This window comes from Enterobacter chuandaensis (assembly GCF_039718975.1).
Taxonomy (GTDB): Bacteria; Pseudomonadota; Gammaproteobacteria; order Enterobacterales; family Enterobacteriaceae; genus Enterobacter; species Enterobacter chuandaensis.
This window is the reverse complement of the sequence record NZ_CP097173.1, coordinates 2,736,903-2,755,782: the sequence shown is the minus strand read 5'-3', so window position 1 is coordinate 2,755,782 and position 18,880 is coordinate 2,736,903. Positions and strand designations below refer to the sequence as shown.

Annotated in this window: 15 protein-coding genes; 7 read left to right on the top strand and 8 right to left on the bottom strand. The window is 56.2% G+C overall.

Features of this window, described 5'->3' with window-relative positions; translation table 11 throughout:
• Window position 1: 1 nt before the first annotated feature.
• Window positions 2-532: a disulfide bond formation protein DsbB gene (gene dsbB, locus MX657_RS13395; RefSeq protein ID WP_028013517.1), complete on the bottom strand. Its 531-nt coding sequence runs from the start codon at window positions 530-532 to the stop codon at window positions 2-4.
• A gap of 46 nt (window positions 533-578) precedes the next feature.
• Window positions 579-2,117, bottom strand: coding sequence for a Na(+)/H(+) antiporter NhaB (nhaB, locus tag MX657_RS13390; protein ID WP_080329422.1), 1,539 nt, complete (start codon window positions 2,115-2,117; stop codon window positions 579-581).
• A gap of 200 nt (window positions 2,118-2,317) precedes the next feature.
• On the opposite strand from nhaB, the gene fadR reads away from it, so the two are divergent.
• A complete protein-coding gene (fadR, locus tag MX657_RS13385) occupies window positions 2,318-3,037 on the top strand; it encodes a fatty acid metabolism transcriptional regulator FadR (RefSeq protein ID WP_346805965.1) in 720 nt (239 codons plus the stop codon).
• 115 nt (window positions 3,038-3,152) lie between these two features.
• On the opposite strand, the gene MX657_RS13380 is transcribed toward fadR, so the two are convergent.
• A complete protein-coding gene (locus tag MX657_RS13380) occupies window positions 3,153-4,685 on the bottom strand; it encodes a SpoVR family protein (RefSeq protein ID WP_023293929.1) in 1,533 nt (510 codons plus the stop codon).
• Between the two features lie 321 nt (window positions 4,686-5,006).
• On the opposite strand from MX657_RS13380, the gene MX657_RS13375 reads away from it, so the two are divergent.
• Window positions 5,007-6,305 (top strand): D-amino acid dehydrogenase, encoded by a 1,299-nt coding sequence (locus MX657_RS13375; RefSeq protein WP_061097916.1) that lies wholly within the window; start codon window positions 5,007-5,009, stop codon window positions 6,303-6,305.
• Between the two features lie 9 nt (window positions 6,306-6,314).
• Window positions 6,315-7,385 (top strand): catabolic alanine racemase DadX, encoded by a 1,071-nt coding sequence (gene dadX, locus MX657_RS13370; RefSeq protein ID WP_080329421.1) that lies wholly within the window; start codon window positions 6,315-6,317, stop codon window positions 7,383-7,385.
• 45 nt (window positions 7,386-7,430) lie between these two features.
• Here the strand turns inward: dadX and MX657_RS13365 are convergent, their stop codons facing one another.
• Both MX657_RS13365 and ldcA read right to left on the bottom strand, forming a co-directional pair.
• Window positions 7,431-9,164 (bottom strand): potassium/proton antiporter, encoded by a 1,734-nt coding sequence (locus tag MX657_RS13365; RefSeq protein ID WP_217478814.1) that lies wholly within the window; start codon window positions 9,162-9,164, stop codon window positions 7,431-7,433.
• Between the two features lie 88 nt (window positions 9,165-9,252).
• Window positions 9,253-10,167 (bottom strand): muramoyltetrapeptide carboxypeptidase, encoded by a 915-nt coding sequence (gene ldcA / locus MX657_RS13360; protein ID WP_080329419.1) that lies wholly within the window; start codon window positions 10,165-10,167, stop codon window positions 9,253-9,255.
• Window positions 10,168-10,273: 106 nt separating this feature from the next.
• On the opposite strand from ldcA, the gene emtA reads away from it, so the two are divergent.
• Window positions 10,274-10,885 (top strand): membrane-bound lytic murein transglycosylase EmtA, encoded by a 612-nt coding sequence (gene emtA / locus MX657_RS13355; protein ID WP_080329418.1) that lies wholly within the window; start codon window positions 10,274-10,276, stop codon window positions 10,883-10,885.
• A gap of 38 nt (window positions 10,886-10,923) precedes the next feature.
• Here emtA and ycgR read toward each other — a convergent pair whose 3' ends face one another.
• Window positions 10,924-11,655, bottom strand: a complete 732-nt coding sequence (gene ycgR, locus MX657_RS13350; protein ID WP_346805964.1) for a flagellar brake protein YcgR — start codon at window positions 11,653-11,655, stop codon at window positions 10,924-10,926.
• Window positions 11,656-11,862: 207 nt separating this feature from the next.
• Here ycgR and MX657_RS13345 point away from each other — a divergent pair, with 207 nt between their 5' ends.
• Together MX657_RS13345 and MX657_RS13340 are read left to right on the top strand one after the other, a co-directional pair.
• Window positions 11,863-12,117, top strand: coding sequence for a GlsB/YeaQ/YmgE family stress response membrane protein (locus tag MX657_RS13345; protein WP_028013508.1), 255 nt, complete (start codon window positions 11,863-11,865; stop codon window positions 12,115-12,117).
• A 112-nt stretch (window positions 12,118-12,229) separates the two neighbouring features.
• On the top strand, window positions 12,230-14,332 hold the full coding sequence (locus tag MX657_RS13340) for a TonB-dependent siderophore receptor (protein ID WP_265194448.1): 2,103 nt from the start codon (window positions 12,230-12,232) through the stop codon (window positions 14,330-14,332).
• Between the two features lie 63 nt (window positions 14,333-14,395).
• On the opposite strand, the gene MX657_RS13335 is transcribed toward MX657_RS13340, so the two are convergent.
• A complete protein-coding gene (locus MX657_RS13335; protein WP_346805963.1) occupies window positions 14,396-16,081 on the bottom strand; it encodes an alpha,alpha-trehalase in 1,686 nt (561 codons plus the stop codon).
• Window positions 16,082-16,500: 419 nt separating this feature from the next.
• Here MX657_RS13335 and MX657_RS13330 point away from each other — a divergent pair, with 419 nt between their 5' ends.
• Entirely contained in the window at window positions 16,501-17,841 is a 1,341-nt protein-coding gene (locus MX657_RS13330) for a carbohydrate porin (protein ID WP_346805962.1), read from the top strand.
• A gap of 14 nt (window positions 17,842-17,855) precedes the next feature.
• On the opposite strand, the gene MX657_RS13325 is transcribed toward MX657_RS13330, so the two are convergent.
• The gene (locus tag MX657_RS13325; RefSeq protein ID WP_346805961.1) at window positions 17,856-18,812 is read right to left on the bottom strand and encodes an AraC family transcriptional regulator; all 957 of its coding nucleotides are present in this window, start codon (window positions 18,810-18,812) and stop codon (window positions 17,856-17,858) included.
• Window positions 18,813-18,880 lie beyond the last annotated feature (68 nt).

Sequence of the window (18,880 nt, the reverse complement as noted above, 5' to 3'; positions counted from 1 at the left end):
TTTACCTTCCGAACAAATCGCGCTTCTTCGGCTTAAACGGCTGAGCAATCAGGACCAGCAGTGCCACGACGAAGTAGGCCACAAAAATGCCCACCAGCCACTGCGGCATCTCCAGCGTCAGGAATTCCCACTGACGAACGGAGCAGTCACCGGATGCGACAAACACCTGCGGCAGCCACTTATCCAGCGGCAGCCAGCTCGGGAAGCGGGCGGCGAAATCACAGGTCATGAACGGTGACGGATGCAGCTGCATCATGGTGTGCTGCCAGGAAAGCTCAATCCCTTTCCAGGCGCTGTACAGCCAGATAGCAATACCCACATAGCGCAACGGCGTTTTTGGGGCAATCGCGCCCACCAGGCCTGCACCCATAATGCCAAACAGCGCGCAACGCTCGTAGATACAGAGCACGCAGGGTTTGAGTCCCATCACGTGCTGGAACCACAGCGCAACCATTTCCAGCGCAAAGGCGGTCAGGGCCATCAACAACCACGCTCCGCGACCGCGTGAGCACTGGTTTAAAAATCTCAACATAATCATTTCCCTGGAACATGCTTAGAAAGCGCAGTGTAAACGAATTTTAATGCGCCGCAAGTATACCCGCTTGCATGAGCCATTGCGTACAGGGAATGAGGGTAATTTTGACGCAAAGCAATCCCACAATCGTAAGGACCAGCGTATACGGCAGAGCCATCCAGACCATTCTTCCATAAGAAAGACGTATGAGTGGCGCCAGGGCGGAGGTCAGCAGGAACAGGAACGCGGCCTGACCGTTAGGTGTCGCCACCGACGGCAGGTTGGTACCAGTGTTGATCGCCACCGCCAGCAGTTCAAACTGCCCGGCGCTGATAACGCCTTCCTGCATGGCTGATTTCGCTTCGTTGATATACACCGTGCCGACAAAAACGTTATCGGAAATGGAGGAGAGCAAACCGTTAAACAGGTAAAACAGCGAAAGCTGTGCGTCCGGAGCTGCCTGGAGTACAAACGTAATAATCGGCGCAAACAGGTGCTGATCGATAATCACCGCGACTACGGCGAAAAACACCGCCAGCAGCGCGGTAAACGGCAGGGCTTCGGTGAAGGCTTTGCCGATAGCATGCTCGTCCGTCACGCCGCTAAAGGTGGTGGCGAGAATAATAACAGAGAGGCCAATCAACCCGACTTCGGCAAGGTGGAAAGCCAGCGCGGCGATAAGCCAGATGCCGATGATCCCCTGCGCAATCAGACGCAGCGTCTCCTGACGCGTACGCTGTTTGCGGCTCTGCTCGTCAAACTTATGCAGCTCCTTGCGGACGGGCTCAGGCAACTGGGCGCCGTAGCCGAAAACGCGGAATTTCTCGACCAGAATGCAGGTTGCTAGCCCGCAGACAAACACGGGCACGCTGACGGGGGCCATGCGCAGGAAAAACTCGCCGAACTGCCAGTCAGCCGCTTTGGCGATGATCAGGTTTTGCGGCTCGCCCACCATGGTCATCACGCCGCCCAGCGCCGTACCGACGCCTGCATGCATCATCAGGCTGCGCAGAAACGCGCGGAATTGTTCCAGCACGTCACGGTTATGGGCCTCGACGTGGCTGTCGTCCTGCAGATCTTCACTTGGGCGCGAGGACGCCACACGGTGATAAATGCCGTAAAACCCGACGGCGACGCTGATCACTACCGCGACAACGGTAAGCGCATCCAGGAAGGCCGACAGAAATGCCGCCGCGAGACAAAACGCCAGTGAGAGAACCGTTTTTGACGGAATGCTCAGCAGCAGGCGAGTGAAGATAAACAGCAGCAGCTGTTTCATAAAGTAGATACCGGCCACCATAAACATCAGCAGCAGAAGCACCTCAAGATTAGAGGCCAGCTCGTGTTTAACATGCTCAGCGCTGGTCATGCCAATCACCACGGCTTCAAACGCCAGCAAGCCGCCAGGCAACAGGGGATAACACTTCAGCGCCATGGCCAGGGTGAAGATAAACTCCGCCACCAGCAGCCAGCCGGCGACAAAGGGATTCACACTAAAAATGATGGGATTAACGACCAGGAAAACCAGCAGTATCAGCTTATACCAGTCAGGAGACTGACCTAAAAAATTGCGCCATAGCGCGCGCCCAAACGAAATTTCCACAACAGACGTCCTTCCCGTCAAGTAAAACAAAACATCAGTATACGCAAAAATTGCGGCCCGGAGGCGGATAAGGCCGCATTGTAAATTTCATAAAAATGAAACGGCGATCCCTCTTTTCTCTCTTTGCCGCGCTACCTGCCGCTGCACGCCTCTGGTATGATGAGTGCAATTTGCAAAAGCTGTGTAATGGAAATCTCACTATGGTCATTAAGGCGCAGAGCCCGGCGGGTTTCGCGGAAGAGTACATCATTGAAAGCATCTGGAATAATCGTTTCCCTGCGGGGTCCATTCTTCCGGCTGAACGCGAACTCTCTGAACTGATTGGCGTCACTCGCACCACGCTGCGTGAAGTGCTTCAGCGACTGGCGCGTGATGGCTGGTTGACGATCCAGCACGGCAAGCCAACAAAAGTTAACAACTTCTGGGAAACCTCGGGGCTGAACATTCTTGAAACGCTGGCGCGCCTCGACCACGAAAGCGTGCCGCAGCTGATCGACAATCTGCTCTCCGTGCGTACCAACATTGCCACAATCTTCATTCGTACCGCTTTCCGTCAGCATCCTGAAGACGCGCTTGCGGTGCTGGCCAGCGCAAGCGAAGTGGAAGATCACGCTGATGCGTTTGCCACCCTCGACTACAACGTGTTTCGCGGCCTGGCGTTTGCCTCCGGCAACCCGATTTACGGTCTTATCCTCAACGGGATGAAAGGGCTTTATACTCGCATTGGTCGTCACTACTTCGCCAACCCTGAGGCCCGTAGCCTGGCGCTGGGCTTCTACCATAAGCTGAGCAAGCTCTGCACCGAAGGCCTGCACGATCAGGTTTATGAAACCGTGCGCCGCTACGGTCACGACTCCGGCGAAATCTGGCACCGCATGCAGAAAACGCTGCCGGGTGATTTAGCGATTCAGAGCCGCTAAAGAAAAAACCTCTCATACGAGAGGTTTTTTTTCGTCGGGTGGCGACTACGCCTTACCCGACCTACGGGTTTTGTAGGCCCGGTAAGCGTAGCGCCACCGGGCAAAAAAAGCTGCACTACAGCGTATTCAACCGCGCCGGGCACCGCTCCAGCAGCTCCACGCTGCCGTCCTCATTCTGCTGCTCCAGCTGCACATCGAAACCCCACAGACGATGCACGTGCTTCAGCACCTCTTTACGCCCTTTATCCAGCGGCGCGCGGTTGTGCGGTATATAGCGCAGCGTCAGAGAGCGGTCGCCGCGCAGGTCCACGTTCCACACCTGAATATTGGGTTCCAGATTGCTCAGGTTGTACTGGGAAGAGAGGCGAGAGCGGATCTCACGGTATCCTTCCTCGTTATGGATCGCGGAGATCTCCAGATAGTTGTTGCGGTCGTCGTCCAGCACGGTGAAGAAGCGGAAATCACGCATGATTTTCGGCGACATAAACTGGCTGATAAAGCTCTCATCCTTAAAGTCACGCATCGCGAAATGCAGGGTCTCCAGCCAGTCGGAGCCGGCGATATCCGGGAACCAGTATTTGTCCTCTTCCGTCGGCGACTGGCAGATACGCTTGATGTCCTGGAACATGGCAAAGCCCAGCGCATACGGGTTAATCCCGCTGTACCACGGGCTGTTGTAGGGCGGCTGGAACACCACGTTGGTATGGCTGTGGAGGAATTCCATCATAAACCGCTCGGTAACTTTCCCCTCGTCGTACAGATGGTTAAGGATGGTATAGTGCCAGAAGGTTGCCCAGCCTTCGTTCATCACCTGGGTCTGTTTCTGCGGATAGAAATACTGGCTCACCTTACGCACGATGCGCAAAATCTCACGCTGCCACGGTTCCAGCAGCGGGGCGTTCTTCTCCATGAAATAGAGCAGGTTTTCCTGCGGCTCGGACGGATAGCGACGCGCTTCGGCGATCGTTTTTTCCTCCTCACGCTTCGGCAGGGTGCGCCACAGCATGTTCACCTGGCTTTGAAGATACTCCTCGCGGCTTTTCTGCCGGGCTTTCTCCTCCTGCAACGAGATTTTCTGCGGACGTTTGTAGCGGTCCACGCCGTAGTTCATCAGCGCGTGGCAGGAGTCCAGCAGCTTCTCCACTTCATCCACGCCGTAGCGCTCTTCACAGTCGGTGATGTATTTACGGGCGAAGATCAGGTAATCGACGATGGAGCTGGCATCCGTCCAGCTGCGGAACAGGTAGTTATTCTTGAAAAACGAGTTATGGCCGTAGCAGGCGTGCGCCATCACCAGCGCCTGCATGGTAATGGTGTTCTCTTCCATCAGATAGGCGATACACGGGTTTGAGTTAATGACGATCTCATACGCCAGCCCCTGCTGGCCGTGCTTATACAGCCGCTCCGTTTCAATGAATTTTTTACCAAACGACCAGTGCGGATAGTTAATCGGCATCCCGACGCTGGAATAGGCGTCCATCATCTGTTCAGAGGTAATCACCTCAATTTGATGGGGATAAGTATCCAGGCGATACAGCTTTGCCACCCGGTCGATTTCGGCGAGGTAGACATCCAGCAGCTCGAAGGTCCAGTCGGGTCCATCGCTCAGACGTGTGTTGTCCTTGTTCAGGGAATCAATAGTAGCCATTAGCGCGCCCTCGTTGTGGGTGCTCTCTCTGTCTGGAGAGCCTCCTTTCAAGCATAGATCAACGTGTTAAAAAGCGTGCTGGCGCAGAAATTTTTTCTTTGCGATTTCCCGTTTTTGATACGGCAAAAAAAGCGGTGGTCGCAGCATTTTATGCTGGTTAAAAATAAAGCTTAGCAGGAGATGCCAAATTAGCGCTATCCCATGATGCTGGGGGATGTGTGAGGTAAATCACCATAAAAAAGTCGTATGTTGAATAATATTTTCAACTAGGTTATCAATCTGTAATTAGATGATTGTTCTTTTGCTCATAATGGAGTGGCTATGCGTGTTGTCATACTGGGAAGTGGTGTCGTTGGCGTAACCAGCGCCTGGTATTTAAGTCAGGCGGGACATGAGGTTACCGTTATCGATCGTGAATCCGGCCCGGCTCTGGAAACCAGTGCGGCGAACGCCGGGCAAATCTCTCCAGGCTATGCGGCCCCATGGGCGGCACCCGGCGTGCCGCTGAAGGCGATCAAATGGATGTTCCAGCGCCACGCGCCGCTGGCCATCAGCCTTGACGGCACGCAGTTCCAGCTGAAGTGGATGTGGCAGATGCTGCGCAACTGCGACACTCGGCACTACATGGAAAACAAAGGCCGCATGGTGCGCCTGGCGGAATACAGCCGTGACTGCCTCAAAGCCCTGCGAGCATCGACGGGGATCGAGTACGAAGGCCGTCAGGGCGGCACGCTGCAATTGTTCCGCACCGAGCAACAGTATGAAAACGCCACCCGCGATATCGCCGTGCTGGAAGATGCCGGGGTACCGTATCAGCTTCTGGAAGCCAGCCAACTGGGCCAGGTTGAACCCGCACTGGCGGAAGTAGCGCACAAGCTGACCGGTGGTTTACGTCTGCCGAATGACGAAACCGGCGACTGCCAGCTCTTTACCCAGCGTCTGGCGCACATGTGCGAGCAGGCAGGGGTGAAATTCCGCTTTAACACTTCCGTCGACAAGCTGCTGTCGGAAGGCGAAAAAATTTACGGCGTGAAGTGCGGCGACGAAGTGATCAAAGCCGATGCCTACGTGATGGCGTTTGGTTCTTACTCCACCGCCATGCTGAAAGGCATCCTCGACATCCCGGTTTACCCGCTGAAGGGCTACTCGCTGACCATTCCGGTGAAAGAGGAGAGCGGGGCGCCGGTATCAACCATTCTCGACGAAACCTACAAAATCGCGATTACCCGCTTTGATAACCGCATCCGCGTGGGCGGCATGGCGGAGATCGTCGGCTTCAACACCGAACTGCTGCAGCCGCGTCGTGAAACGCTGGAGATGGTGGTGGGCGATCTCTTCCCGCGTGGCGGTTTTGTTGAACAGGCGACGTTCTGGACCGGCCTGCGTCCGATGACCCCGGACGGCACGCCGATTGTCGGGCGCACGCCGTTCAAAAATCTGTGGACCAATACCGGACACGGCACGCTCGGCTGGACGATGGCCTGCGGCTCCGGACAGCTGCTGAGCGACCTGATTTCCGGGCGCACCCCGGCGATTCCATTTGACGATTTAAGTGCAGCGCGGTATCAATCGGGGTTTACCCCGTCGCGTCCACAGCACCTGCACGGCGCACATAACTAAGGAGTTGTCATGTCCCGTCCTGTTCTGGCTCAGCTGGATCTGCAGGCTCTGAAGGAAAACCTGCAAATTGTTCGCCGGGCAGCTCCTGGTTCGCGCGTGTGGTCGGTGGTAAAAGCGAATGCTTACGGCCACGGTATCGACCGCATCTGGAGCGCACTCGGCGCGACCGACGGTTTTGCGTTGCTCAATCTGGAAGAGGCTATTCTGCTGCGCGAGCGCGGCTGGAAGGGGCCAATCCTGCTCCTGGAAGGCTTCTTCCACGCGGACGATCTGCCGCTGCTGGATAAGTACCGTCTGACCACCAGCGTGCACAGCAACTGGCAGATTAAGGCGATTCAGGATGCGAAGCTCCATGCGCCGCTGGATATCTATCTCAAGGTGAACAGCGGCATGAACCGTCTGGGTTTTCAGCCTGAGCGCGTGCACACCGTCTGGCAGCAGCTGCGCGGTATGAAGAACGTGGGCGAAATGACGCTGATGGCGCATTTTGCCGACGCGGAAAAACCCGACGGCATTGCCGATGCCATGGTGCGCATTGAGCAGGCGGCAGAAGGGCTCGATTGCCCGCGCTCGCTGTCGAACTCGGCGGCGACGCTGTGGCATCCTGAAGCCCACTATAACTGGGTACGTCCGGGGATCGTTCTGTACGGTGCATCTCCTTCGGGCCAGTGGCAGGACATCGCCAACAGCGGCCTGAAGCCGGTCATGACCCTGCGCAGCGAGATCATCGGCGTGCAGACGCTGAAGGCGGGCGACACGGTGGGCTACGGCAGCCGCTTCCGGGCGAAGGGCGAGCAGCGGATTGGCATTGTGGCGGGCGGCTATGCCGACGGCTACCCGCGCATCGCGCCGACCGGTACGCCGGTCTGGGTGGATGGAGTGCGCACGGGCACGGTAGGGACCGTCTCAATGGATATGCTGGCCGTTGATCTGACGCCATGCCCGCAGGCAGGGATCGGTTCACCGGTCGAGCTGTGGGGTAACGAAATCAAAATTGATGATGTGGCGGCTGCGGCGGGAACGGTAGGGTATGAACTGATGTGCGCCCTGGCACCGAGAGTGCCTGTTGTGACGGTGTAACTTGTTTGTGTGCCGGGTAAGCGTTAGCGCCACCCGGCAAAAAAACTACTCCGCTTCCTCTTCCATCGGCCTTAAACCGACCTTCCGCACCGCGTTATCTTCTTTTTCGGCAACCGTCCAGATCATCCCTGCAAACTCCACCTGGTCACCGACGACCGGGGCAGCGCCAAGCCGCTGCTGAATAATTTCGCCCAGCGTTTGCGGATTATCACCGTCTTCAGCACCCTCATCCAGGCCATAAATGAGCGCCACATCCGCAAATTTGGCGCTGGCTTCCAGAATAAAATCGCCGAAGAAACGCTGATCCAGCGCCACGGGAGGCGACTGGCTGAACAGCTTGCCCAGCGCGGGCAGGTCGCGCTCGCGGCCAATGACGCACAGAATATCCCCTTCGCGCAGGCGGGTGCTGCCGGTAGGGTGCAGCAGAACATTGTCGCGGAACAGGGCGGCAATGCGCGTTTCAGTCGGCATGTGCAAATCGCGCAGCGAGGCTCCCACGCACCATTTGTCGGCGCTCAGCTGATAGACGAACTGCTCCCACGGGTTTTCCGGGTGAATATCCAGCCCCACGCGGGAGACCGGCCAGCCCACGGGCGGCACCACTACTTTGGCCTTTTTCGCCGCCCAACCGAGCGATGTGCCCTGGAACAGCAGGGAAATCAGCACCACGAAGAACGCCACGTTAAAGAACAGCCGCGCGTTGTCCAGACCGGCCATCATCGGGAACACCGCAAGGATAATCGGCACCGCGCCGCGCAGGCCGACCCAGCTGATAAAGACGCGCTCGCGCAGGTTAAAGCCGCGAAACGGCAGCAGGCCCGCAAACACCGACAGCGGACGGGCGAAGAAAATCATCCACGCGGACAGCAGCAGCGCCGGAACGGCGATCGGCAGCAGGTCAGATGGCGTCACCAGCAGGCCCAGCACCAGGAACATGCCGATTTGCGCCAGCCACGCCAGACCGTCGAAGTTCTGCAATATGGCATGGCGGTTGCGAATCGGGCGGTTACCCATCAGGAAGCCGCAGAGGTAGACGGCGAGAATGCCGCTGCCGTCCAGCGCGGTGGTAACGGCAAAAATGAGAATGCCGCCGCTCAGCGCCAGTAGAGGGTAAAGCCCCGCGGGCAGCGAGATGCGGTTGATCATCTGCTGTAGCAGGTAGCCCCCCGCCAGGCCGATGACAATCCCCAGCCCGAACTGCTGCAGAATATGTATGGCAAACATCCAGCTCAGGCCCGTCTCGTGTTGCTGGATCATCTCTATCAGCGTGATGGTGAGAAACACCGCCATCGGATCGTTACTGCCGGATTCAATCTCCAGCGTTGAGCCGACGCGTTCGTTAAGCCCTTTACCGCCAAGCAGGGAGAAAACCGCCGCCGCATCGGTAGAGCCAACGATTGCGCCAATCAGCAGACCTTCCATCAGGTCGAGATGGAAAAGCCAGGCGGCCATCATCCCGGTAAGGCCGGAGGTGATCAGAACGCCGACGGTCGCCAGCGACAGCGCTGGCCCTAAGGCCACGCGGAAGGAGCTTGCCTGGGTGCGCATCCCGCCGTCGAGCAGGATCACCGCCAGTGCGAGGTTACTCACCATGTAGGCGAAGGGATAGTTATCGAATGGGATACCGCCGATGCCATCAATACCAGCCAGCATGCCGATGGCAAGGAAAATCACAAGAATGGGTATGCCGAGACGCGATGAAAATGAACTTAATAAAATACTGCTGGTGACCAGCACAGAACCCAAAATGAAAAGGCTGATTATTGCTCCGGCATCCAATGTTTTCTTACTCCCACCTCAATGTTAACGCTGTTACTAAAACCCTAACATATTAACAATGGTAACAGCGTTTTATTAAGGGGGTTTTTTATGCTTTTATGACCGGATGACCGCCAATCGTTAACCGACTGCCTGACGCATCGTGCGTAAGCGTCGCCTGCGCGCCCAGCGCAAGGGTGACGGTCTGCTGTTCATGACCGAAATCCAGACCGGTGATAACCGGAATATCGAGCCGCGATCGGATGAAATCGACCATTGTTTCCAGGGTGTATCCCGCGTCATAGTCGTTCGGGGCAGAGCCGCTAAAGCTGCCCAGCACAATTGCGGACTGGCGATCGAGAATACCGGCGTGATAAAGCTGCAGTAACATGCGCTCGACGCGGAACGGATGTTCGTTGATGTCTTCCAGCACCAGAATGCCGTTCTCGATTTGCGGCATCCACGGCGTGCCGATCAGCGAGACCAGCATCGCCAGGTTGCCGCCCCAGAGCTGACCCTCACACTCCCAGTGCGGCCCATTCCCCTGCCATTCCACGCTGTAGGCAGGATTGCGCAGCGCGCGCCAGAAATGGTCCATGGTGAACGCGTCCAGCTCCGGCGCGCCGAAGTTACCGGCGAGCATCGGGCCGCTAAACGTGATGACGTTATGCAGCGCCAGCAGACCAAGCTGGATGGCGGTGAAATCGCTGTGGCCGCATATCAGCAGCGGATCCTGCTGCTGGCGCTGCGCCAGCCCTTGCCAGTCAATGCTCTCCAGCAGGCGGCTTGCCCCGTAGCCGCCGCGCACCGCAAGGACTATGCGGTCTTGACCCTTCAGGTTCACCAGACTATTGATATCATTCAGTCTCTGCGCTTCCGTGCCGGCAAAGCGCTGCTCGCGGCGGGAAATAATGGCCTGATTTTCTACCTGATGGCCGGATTCCAGCAGACGCTGAACGCCCCGCTGTGCCGCCTCCTGATTAATGCAGTAGCCCGACGGCGCGATGAGATGAATCTGAGACATGGCAATTCCTTGCTGAATGAGAAACTAATTGTCTATATCATGCCGCGTATACGCTGCCTGCTTCAAGGGCGGTGCACCGCGATGACCGGCTATAAGGATAGATGACGTGAAATTGAGATGGTTTGCTTTTTTGATTGTTTTGCTGGCTGGCTGTAGTTCAAAACATGATTATCAAAACCCGCCCTGGAACCCGGAAGTGCCGGTGAAACGGGCCATGCAGTGGATGCCGATCAGCGAAAAAGCCGGAAAGGCCTGGGGCGTCAGTCCGCGTCTGATCACCGCCATTATTGCGGTGGAATCCGGCGGTAACCCCACGCTTGTCAGCAAGTCCAACGCGGTGGGGCTGATGCAGCTGAAAGCGTCAACGGCGGGGAGAGAGGTCTACCGCTATATGGGCTGGAACGGTCAGCCGTCGACCAGCGAGCTGAAGAACCCGGAACGCAACATTTCAATGGGGACCGCTTATCTGAGCATTCTGGAACACGGCGTGCTGAAGGGAATTGAGGATCCGGAAGTGATGCAATATGCGCTGGTGGTCTCTTACGTGAACGGCGCCGGGGCGTTGCTCAGAACCTTCTCCTCTGACCGTAAAGAGGCGATAGAAGAGATCAACGACATGGACAAAGATGAGTTCGTCGAGCACGTGGCGAAAAATCATCCGGCACCACAGGCGCCTCGTTATATCTGGAAAGTACAGAAAGCGATGGATGCCATGTAATGCCGCAAACGGGCGGCGCTCACGCTGCCCGACTTTTCCTACAGAACCTTGTTTGCACGTTCCCGTGCTTCACGCTCCAGTGAGTAGATAATGCGCTGCAGCTCGCGCTCAGCGCCCGGTCCGACGTTCAGAAAACGGAAACTCAGACGCGGCGTGGTAATCGTTTCGTTCTTGCTGTCCACGACCGTGCGTTCGCTGATGGCAATCAGCTGTGCATCGAAATAAAAGCGCCCCCAGCCAGCCATATCCAGTTCTATTTGTGTAAACCGCATGCCTTCGACCAGTCCGTCCGGCTTCGGGGTATCCATCAGCGCGCCCATTCCGCCCAGCGACAGGTCAAAAAGACGGAAGCGGATCTCTTTTTTATCCGGCATTTTGGCCTTACAGAAATAGGCAGGGTGAAGCGGGGCGCTGATGCGGAAGTATTCACGACGCTGAACAAACCAGAGGTTGCCAGGAAGGGGGGCAACAAAAGCAGGAAGGCCCTGGTACTCGCTCAGCTCAAGCCGCTGCAGGACAAACTCCACTTTGGCCCCCTGGGTTTCGGCCATGACGGCGATATTCTCTGCTTTCAGCGCCGCGCGGTTTTCATACTCCTGGCTACCCAGATCGATAACCAGTCGCTCCTGCGAGACGTCAAGGATCTTGCTGATGAACTGATTATTCGACCAGCTGATGCGCAGCGGCACTTCGCCTTTTTGCAGGTCGCGTAACACCCCTAATACAGCCAGCGGATTTTGCTTGAGGAACTGCTCACTGTAATGACTCACGCCGGATGGCTCCTTGATTGATGACAGACTGTCTTAGCGTTATCGGCAATCCGCTTTCAAACTTAATACAAACCGGTGAGTTTTTTTAACGGTCGCACGCAAGATAAGCCGGTGAGACGAAATTGGTTTTCCGGTGATGACCTATACTTAAGTTACCTGCGCAGAAGGTTTTCTGCACATGCGTTTAATCTGTAAGAGGGCATTGCTATGGGTATCATCGCCTGGATTATTTTTGGCCTTATTGCTGGCGCGATCGCAAAACTGATCATGCCGGGAAACGATGGCGGCGGCTTTATTTTGACCTGTGTTCTCGGTGTCGTTGGTGCGGTTGTAGGCGGCTGGCTGGCGACAATGTTTGGCTTCGGAGGTGACATCAGTGGTTTCGACATGCACAGTTTCCTGGTCGCTGTCGTGGGTGCCATTGTTGTGCTGGGCATATTCAGATTACTACGACGAGCATAAAATCACAGAACGGCTCTCTGCGGAGGGCCGTTTTTTTTGCCTGAATATTGATTTGTTAATCGAAATGATAATAATTGTCGTTCCGTATTGCATCTAACAATAAGACGACATTATGAACTCCTCACGTTTTAGGTTATGCGCCCTGGCGGGTGCCGTCACGCTGGCACTGCAGGCCCAGGCTTTCGCCGAAGAATCCACCATCGTCGTCACGGGCTCAGAGCAGGGCAGCGCGCTCCCGGCCTGGACGAACAGCGCCACCAAATCGGCCGTTGCCGAAAGTAAAACGCCGCAGGTCATCAACACGCTCTCTGCGCCGGAAATTGAAAAGCGTCACGCGAATTCCGTGAATGAAATCCTGCGCTATGCCCCAGGCGTCTCAACCGAGGTGCGGGGTAACACCTCCTATATGAGCGAATACAAAATTCGTGGCTTCACCGTTGACCAGGAGTTCTATAACGGTCTGCAGCTGCCTTATAACGTCACCGGCAATACGAAAGCGCGCATCGATCCGCTGCTGATAGAGAGCGTCGATATCCTGAAAGGGCCGTCATCGGTGCTTTACGGCGGCGGCTCCCCGGGCGGGCTGGTAAATATTCAAAGTAAAAAGCCACAGCGGGAAGCCCGAACTGAATTTGGCGTTAACACCGGAAACCGTAATCTGAAAGAGGGCTACCTCGACTCGACCGGACAGATTGCCGACAGCGACTGGAATTACCGTCTGCTGGGTAAGGCGACGGAGAATGACGATCAGCCGCACACCAGCCGCTATGAAAATTATCTGGTCGCCCCGTCCGTCACCTGGCAACCCGACAGCAAAACCCGTCTCACCCTGGATGCACTGGCGCAAAACTCCCCGAGCCTGACGCCGTCTAACCCGCTGCCGCTCGCTTATTTGCGCTCGAAATATGCCGATCGCCGGGATTACGCCGGAGATGAGTGGAGCGGGTTTAAGCAGCGCCAGTGGATGCTGGGCTACAGCTTCGAGCACGAGTTCGACAGCGGCTGGGGCTTTAGCCAGAAAGCGCGCTATTTCGACGTCGATACCCACCAGAACAGCGTCTACGCGACGGGAACCGGAAGTGAGGTTTATCAGCTTAACCGCTTTGCCTATACCACCGATGAAGATCTTAAGAGCTTCAACATCGACAACCAGGTGACCAAAACCGTTGCGCTGGGCGACTGGAAACACCACCTGCTGGCCGGGTTTGACTATCAGAGGCTGAACTCCCATTTCCACTACCGTTACGCGTCGACCACGCCGGGCATGGATATGCGTAATCCGGACTATTCGCAAATCCACGAAAGCGCGCTGGGGCTCTACACCGCTCAGAAAAACCGCCTCAGCTATCAGCAGAACGGGTACTACCTGCAGGATCAGGTGGAATTTGGCGGCTTAAATCTGCTGGGCAGCCTGCGCTACGACGATTACCGCTCCGTCACCACTGATTACCTGCAAAACGGCGATAAGGCCTGGGTATCGCAGGATCGCGTGACCAAACGCCTGGGGGCGCTTTATGCCTTCGAAAACGGTATTTCGCCGTTTATCAGCTATTCAGAAGGTTTTGCACCGGTGTCGCCGCAGGGGACGCTCACGGCGAAAGACGTCAAGCCGACCACCAGCAAGCAGGTAGAAGGCGGGGTAAAATATCTGCTGGCCGAGTACGCCACGACGTTTACCGCCTCGGTGTTTAACATCCGGCAGAAAAACGTTGTCACTTCCGACCCGGGTTTCCTGAACTATCGTCAGACCGGTGAAGTGGAATCCAAAGGGGCAGAGCTCTCCGCCATCAGCCGTCCGACGGACAACCTGACGCTGATTGCCAACTATGCTTACACCCACGCAATCAATACCGAAGATGATAAGTACCAGGGCAAGCGTCCAACCCAGGTGCCGGAGAATGCGTTCAATCTCTGGGGAGACTACACCTTCGAAAGTACGCCGTTAAAGGGGCTGATGCTGGGCGCCGGGGCGCGCTATACCGGGCCGATGGAGATTTCACCGGCTAACGATGCGGGCAAACTGGGGGGCACTACACAGTACGATCTGGCGGCCTCGTACCGGATGGGTGAAATTCTGCCTTCGCTGGCGGGGCTGACGCTTAAAGCCAGCGCGCAGAACATCACCAATAAAGAGACGCTGACCTGCTACGACGCAACCAACTGCTGGATTGGGCGTGACAGGACGTATCAGCTAGGGGCGAGTTACAGCTTCTGAGTAAATCCCTGTGAGTTCAGAAGGTAGGCCGGGTAAGGCGTAGCCGCCACCCGGCAATACCCTTTACTGCGCCGCAACTTTCTCCGGCGCAGCCTCATCATTCGCCGCAGGCTGATTTTCCGGCACGCTGTCGCACGGTTTCTCTTTAGGACAAACCAGATCCAGCATCTTCAGCGTCACGCCGTTGCTCCAGCCGAAACCATCCTGCAGCGGATATTCGCCACCGCCACCGCCGGTACCGGTGGATGAAACATCATACTTCTCCACCAGCTTCTTCTCGCGATCGTAAGTATGCTGAACGTTCTTCAGGAAGCGCCAGGTTACGTTCATCGCAACCTTATCCTGCCCATAGTTCTGCAAACCTTCCGTTGCCACCCACTGCAGCGGCGCCCAGCCGTTTGGCGCATCCCACTGCTGGCCGCTGTTGATGGTGGTGGTGGTGATCCCGCCCGGCTTCAACAGGCGCGCGGAGGTGGCCGCGGCCACTTTATCGGCGCGATCCTGCGCTGCTGCCTTCACGTAGAGCGGGAAGAGAGCGGCGGCCGTGAGCTGGTTGCGCACCTTCTTACTCTTGAGATCGTAATCGGCGTACCAGCCCTCTTTATCGTTCCACAGGTGGCGCTCAATGGCTTTCTGACGCGCGGTTGCTAATGCCTCGTATTTACTCGCCGCCGCACTGTCGCCCGCCTCCTGGCCTGCTCGCGCGAGCAGTTTTTCCATTTTAAACATCAGGGCGTTCAGATCGACGGGCACAATACTGGTGGTGCGGATCGTGCCGAGCTTTTGCGGATCGTCCATCCAGCGGGAGCTAAAGTCCCAGCCCGAAGCCGCTGCGGAGCGCAGATCGCGGTAAATCTCCGTTGCAGGGCGGTTAGGGTTGCTCTTCGCCGTGGTGATATCATCAAGCCAGGACTCCGGGCGCGGGGTATCGCGATCGTCCCAGTAGCGGTTAAGCACCGAACCGTCATCCAGCTTCACCACGCGCTGGTTAGCCTGCCCAGGCTGCAGGCCATCGACGCCCTCCATCCAGTAGGCGTACTCTTTCTCCATTTGTGGACGGTATTTTTTCAGCGCGTCTGTGTCATGCGTCGCCAGCAGTTCCACCATCAGGGAGAAGAACGGCGGCTGGGAGCGGCTCAGGTAGTAGCTGCGGTTGCCGTTGGGAATATGGCCGAAGGTATCAATCTCCCAGGCGAAGTTATCCACCATATCGCTGATTTTATCCCAGTGGCCGCTTTCGGCTAAGCCCAGCATGGTGAAATAGCTATCCCAGTAATACACCTCGCGGAAGCGCCCGCCGGGCACCACGTATGGCTTCGGTAACGGCAGGAGAGAATCCCACTTGTTGCTGGCTTTGTCCGTGGTACGCGTCAGCACAGGCCAGAGATCGTCGATGTGTTCACGTAAACTTTGTCCCGCAGGCGGCACATATTTTTCACCTTCAGTCGGCAGCGTGAAGTTCATCTCCACAAAGTGGCGCAGGTCAAAGCTGGTCTGGGTGTGCTGCATCCGGTAATCCGCCAGAATCATCAGCGGATCGCTCTTTGGAACGGCATCGGCAAAGGTTTTTTGATCGGGAAACAGTTTGGCGCTCTGCACATCATTAAACAGAGGGCCAAGCAGAATATCGGGGGAATTTTTCTGGTAGGCTGGCTGTTCGTCAGCATAACCTATCGTTGCCACACCGAGTAGCGCGCCTCCGAGCGCGAGGTGCAAAAGAGCAGGGCGTAAAGTACGAGGTCTTATCATCGGTTCGTCTCCTGTATTCCTGAGCAGCGTGACCGCTGTTATCAATCACCTGAAAACCTTAGACGAATATTGCCCGCTTCGCGTGTTGAATATCCCATTTTTCGCAGAACCAGACAATTTACCGCTCCGTCCGTACCGTACGGCTGGAAGGAATAAGTTGTGCAAATGGAATTAAATCATTCATGCCTTTAAATAATGATATATATCTCACGTTAAAATATAGATGTGGTTAATGGAATAAGAGTGTGAAGTGAGTGGTCTTTCTTTCGTTTAATTTGTGATGTTTTCTCAGTGCCGATCACACAAGTTAAAATTCATAATTAACTTATCAAAAAACATAATAGCACCTCCAGGGGTATTTGGTCGAAATGGCGAGGCTCAATATTTGGGTATTCACTTTTATAATCAGGATGGATTCTATGAAATTAAAGAAAACGGTAATTCTGATGAGCGCGCTCTATTCCGGTGCGCTTTTAGCTGCCCAGCCCTCGACAAGCGTGGAAGAAAAACTGGCGCAACTGGAAGCGCAAATTCAGGCGCTTAAACAGCAGCAGGCGGCCGCCGCGCAGGCTGCACCCGCCGTGGTTGTACAGTCGGAAGAGCCGGTGAGCAAAACGGCGCCGCCAAAACTGACGCTTTCAGGATATGGTGATATTAAATTTTATGGCGACGTTGAATTTAATATGGATGCCGCCAGTAAAACAGGCAGCCTGACATCCGTTAAGCAAAGCGCTAATAGCGACTGGGCACCAGGAGATAAAGAGCGCTGGGATATTAACGGGCGTATTTTATTAGGCTTCGACGGTTATCGTAAAATGGATAACGGCAATTTTGCCGGTTTCTCCGTGCAGCCCCTCGGCGATCTCGTCGGAAAAATGTATCTCGATGATGCGGTATTCTTCTTCGGTTCCGAGAACGACTGGGAAATTAAGGTCGGACGCTTTGAGGCCTACGATATGTTCCCGCTCAATCAGGATACCTTTGTGGAATATTCAGGAAATACCGCGGACGATCTCTACAGCGACGGCTACGGCTATATCTATATGCTGAAAGAGGGGCGCGGGCGAACCGACAGCGGGGGCAACTTCCTGATGAGCAAGACGCTGGATAACTGGTATTTTGAGCTGAATACCCTGTTCAAAGACGGCAGCGATTTGTACGTCGACCAGCGCTATCACGGCGCAGAACTTGAGAACGATAAAAATGTCGCCTACGTACGCCCGGTTATCTCATGGCAGAACGGACCGTTTTCCACCGCGGTCGCCATGGAAAGCAACCTGGTGAACAACGCTTACGGCTATCGTGACGATGCAGGGCGCTGGGTCGATCAGTCAGACCGGACCGGCTACGGGTTTACCATGACCTGGGACGGGCTCAAAACCGATCCGGAGAACGGCGTGGTCATGAACCTCAACACGGCTTACCTGGACGCGACGGGCGAAACCGACTTTACCTCAGGCATCAATGCCCTCTGGCGTAATTTTGAGCTGGGCTATATCTACGCCCATAACGAAATCGACGAGTTTAATACCTCAACGTTTGACGCCGAGTGTGAAAACGACTGCTGGATCACCGACCCGGGCGAGTACGACATTCACACCATCCATACGTCGTACCTGATCCCGAACGTCATGAAGATGAAAAATTTCAACGTCTATCTCGGCGCGTATGCGTCCTGGGTCAACGCTTCCCCGAAAGAGGGTGATAAGAAAAACGACGACCGCTACGGTGGCCGCGTGCGCTTTAAATACTATTTCTGATGTCGGCTAGCCGGTCAGACCTCTTCCGGGGTCTGGCTGGCTTCCCGCAGCGTGCCCGGCGCATGGCCAATGATGCGCTTAAAGGCCCGGCTGAACGCCGCCAGCGAGCCGTACCCCAGACGCAGGGCAACAGTTTCAATCGGCTGGTTTTCATGGCGAATGTACTGGATGGCAAGTCGCATTCTCAGTTCGCTGAGGTACTTTGCCGGGGTGGTTCCCGTCGCGGTCAGAAACCGTTCAGCAAACACGGAGCGGGAGGTGCCCGCTTCTTTTGCCAGATCCGCCACGCTCCAGTTCAGGCCTGGCTGCTGGTGCATTGCGTAGATGGCCCGGCTCAGGCGCGGGTCGCGTAACACCTGTACCCAGCCGGTGGCTTTACCGCAGCCGCCCTCAACCCAGCCGCGCACAATTAACGCCGCCACCACGTCAGCCAGCCGCGCAAGGATCCCGGCGAACCCGGCCTGACGCGCCACGGATTCTCGCTCCATCGCCGCCAGTAACGGATGGATTTCCGGCCAGGTGGACATCAATCGGCTGACCATCATCACCTCCGGCATTGCCTTAATCAGGGGCTGCATTCCGCCAAGCTCAAAATCCATACACCCGCTAAAGATAATGGTGTTGTCGCTCTCCGGGCAGGGCTCGCAGGTTATGGCGCACACCGAGCTGCAGATAGGCTCGCTCGGAAAGGCGTTCACCGGAGTAATGGCTGCCTGCGCGTCAGAGAGCAGGGCGTGGGCGTTCCCGCCGGGAATAAACAGCGCGTCGCCGCCGCTCAGTTCGAAGGTCGCACCGCTCTCCATTCGCAACAGGGCGCTACCGTGGCTCACGAAATGGAACTGGGCCTTACCGGGTGCCTGGTGAAACGCCACGCCAAACGGCGCGCTTGCTTCAATCCGTCGGTATTTCACGCCCGACAGGCGCATGCCGCGTAAGAGCTCGCTGATCAAATCGGGGGACTGAACGGTCATGGCACAACTCCGGACGAATAATCAATAAGTGGAGATTATATATCATAGATCGTCCACGGTGAACCCTC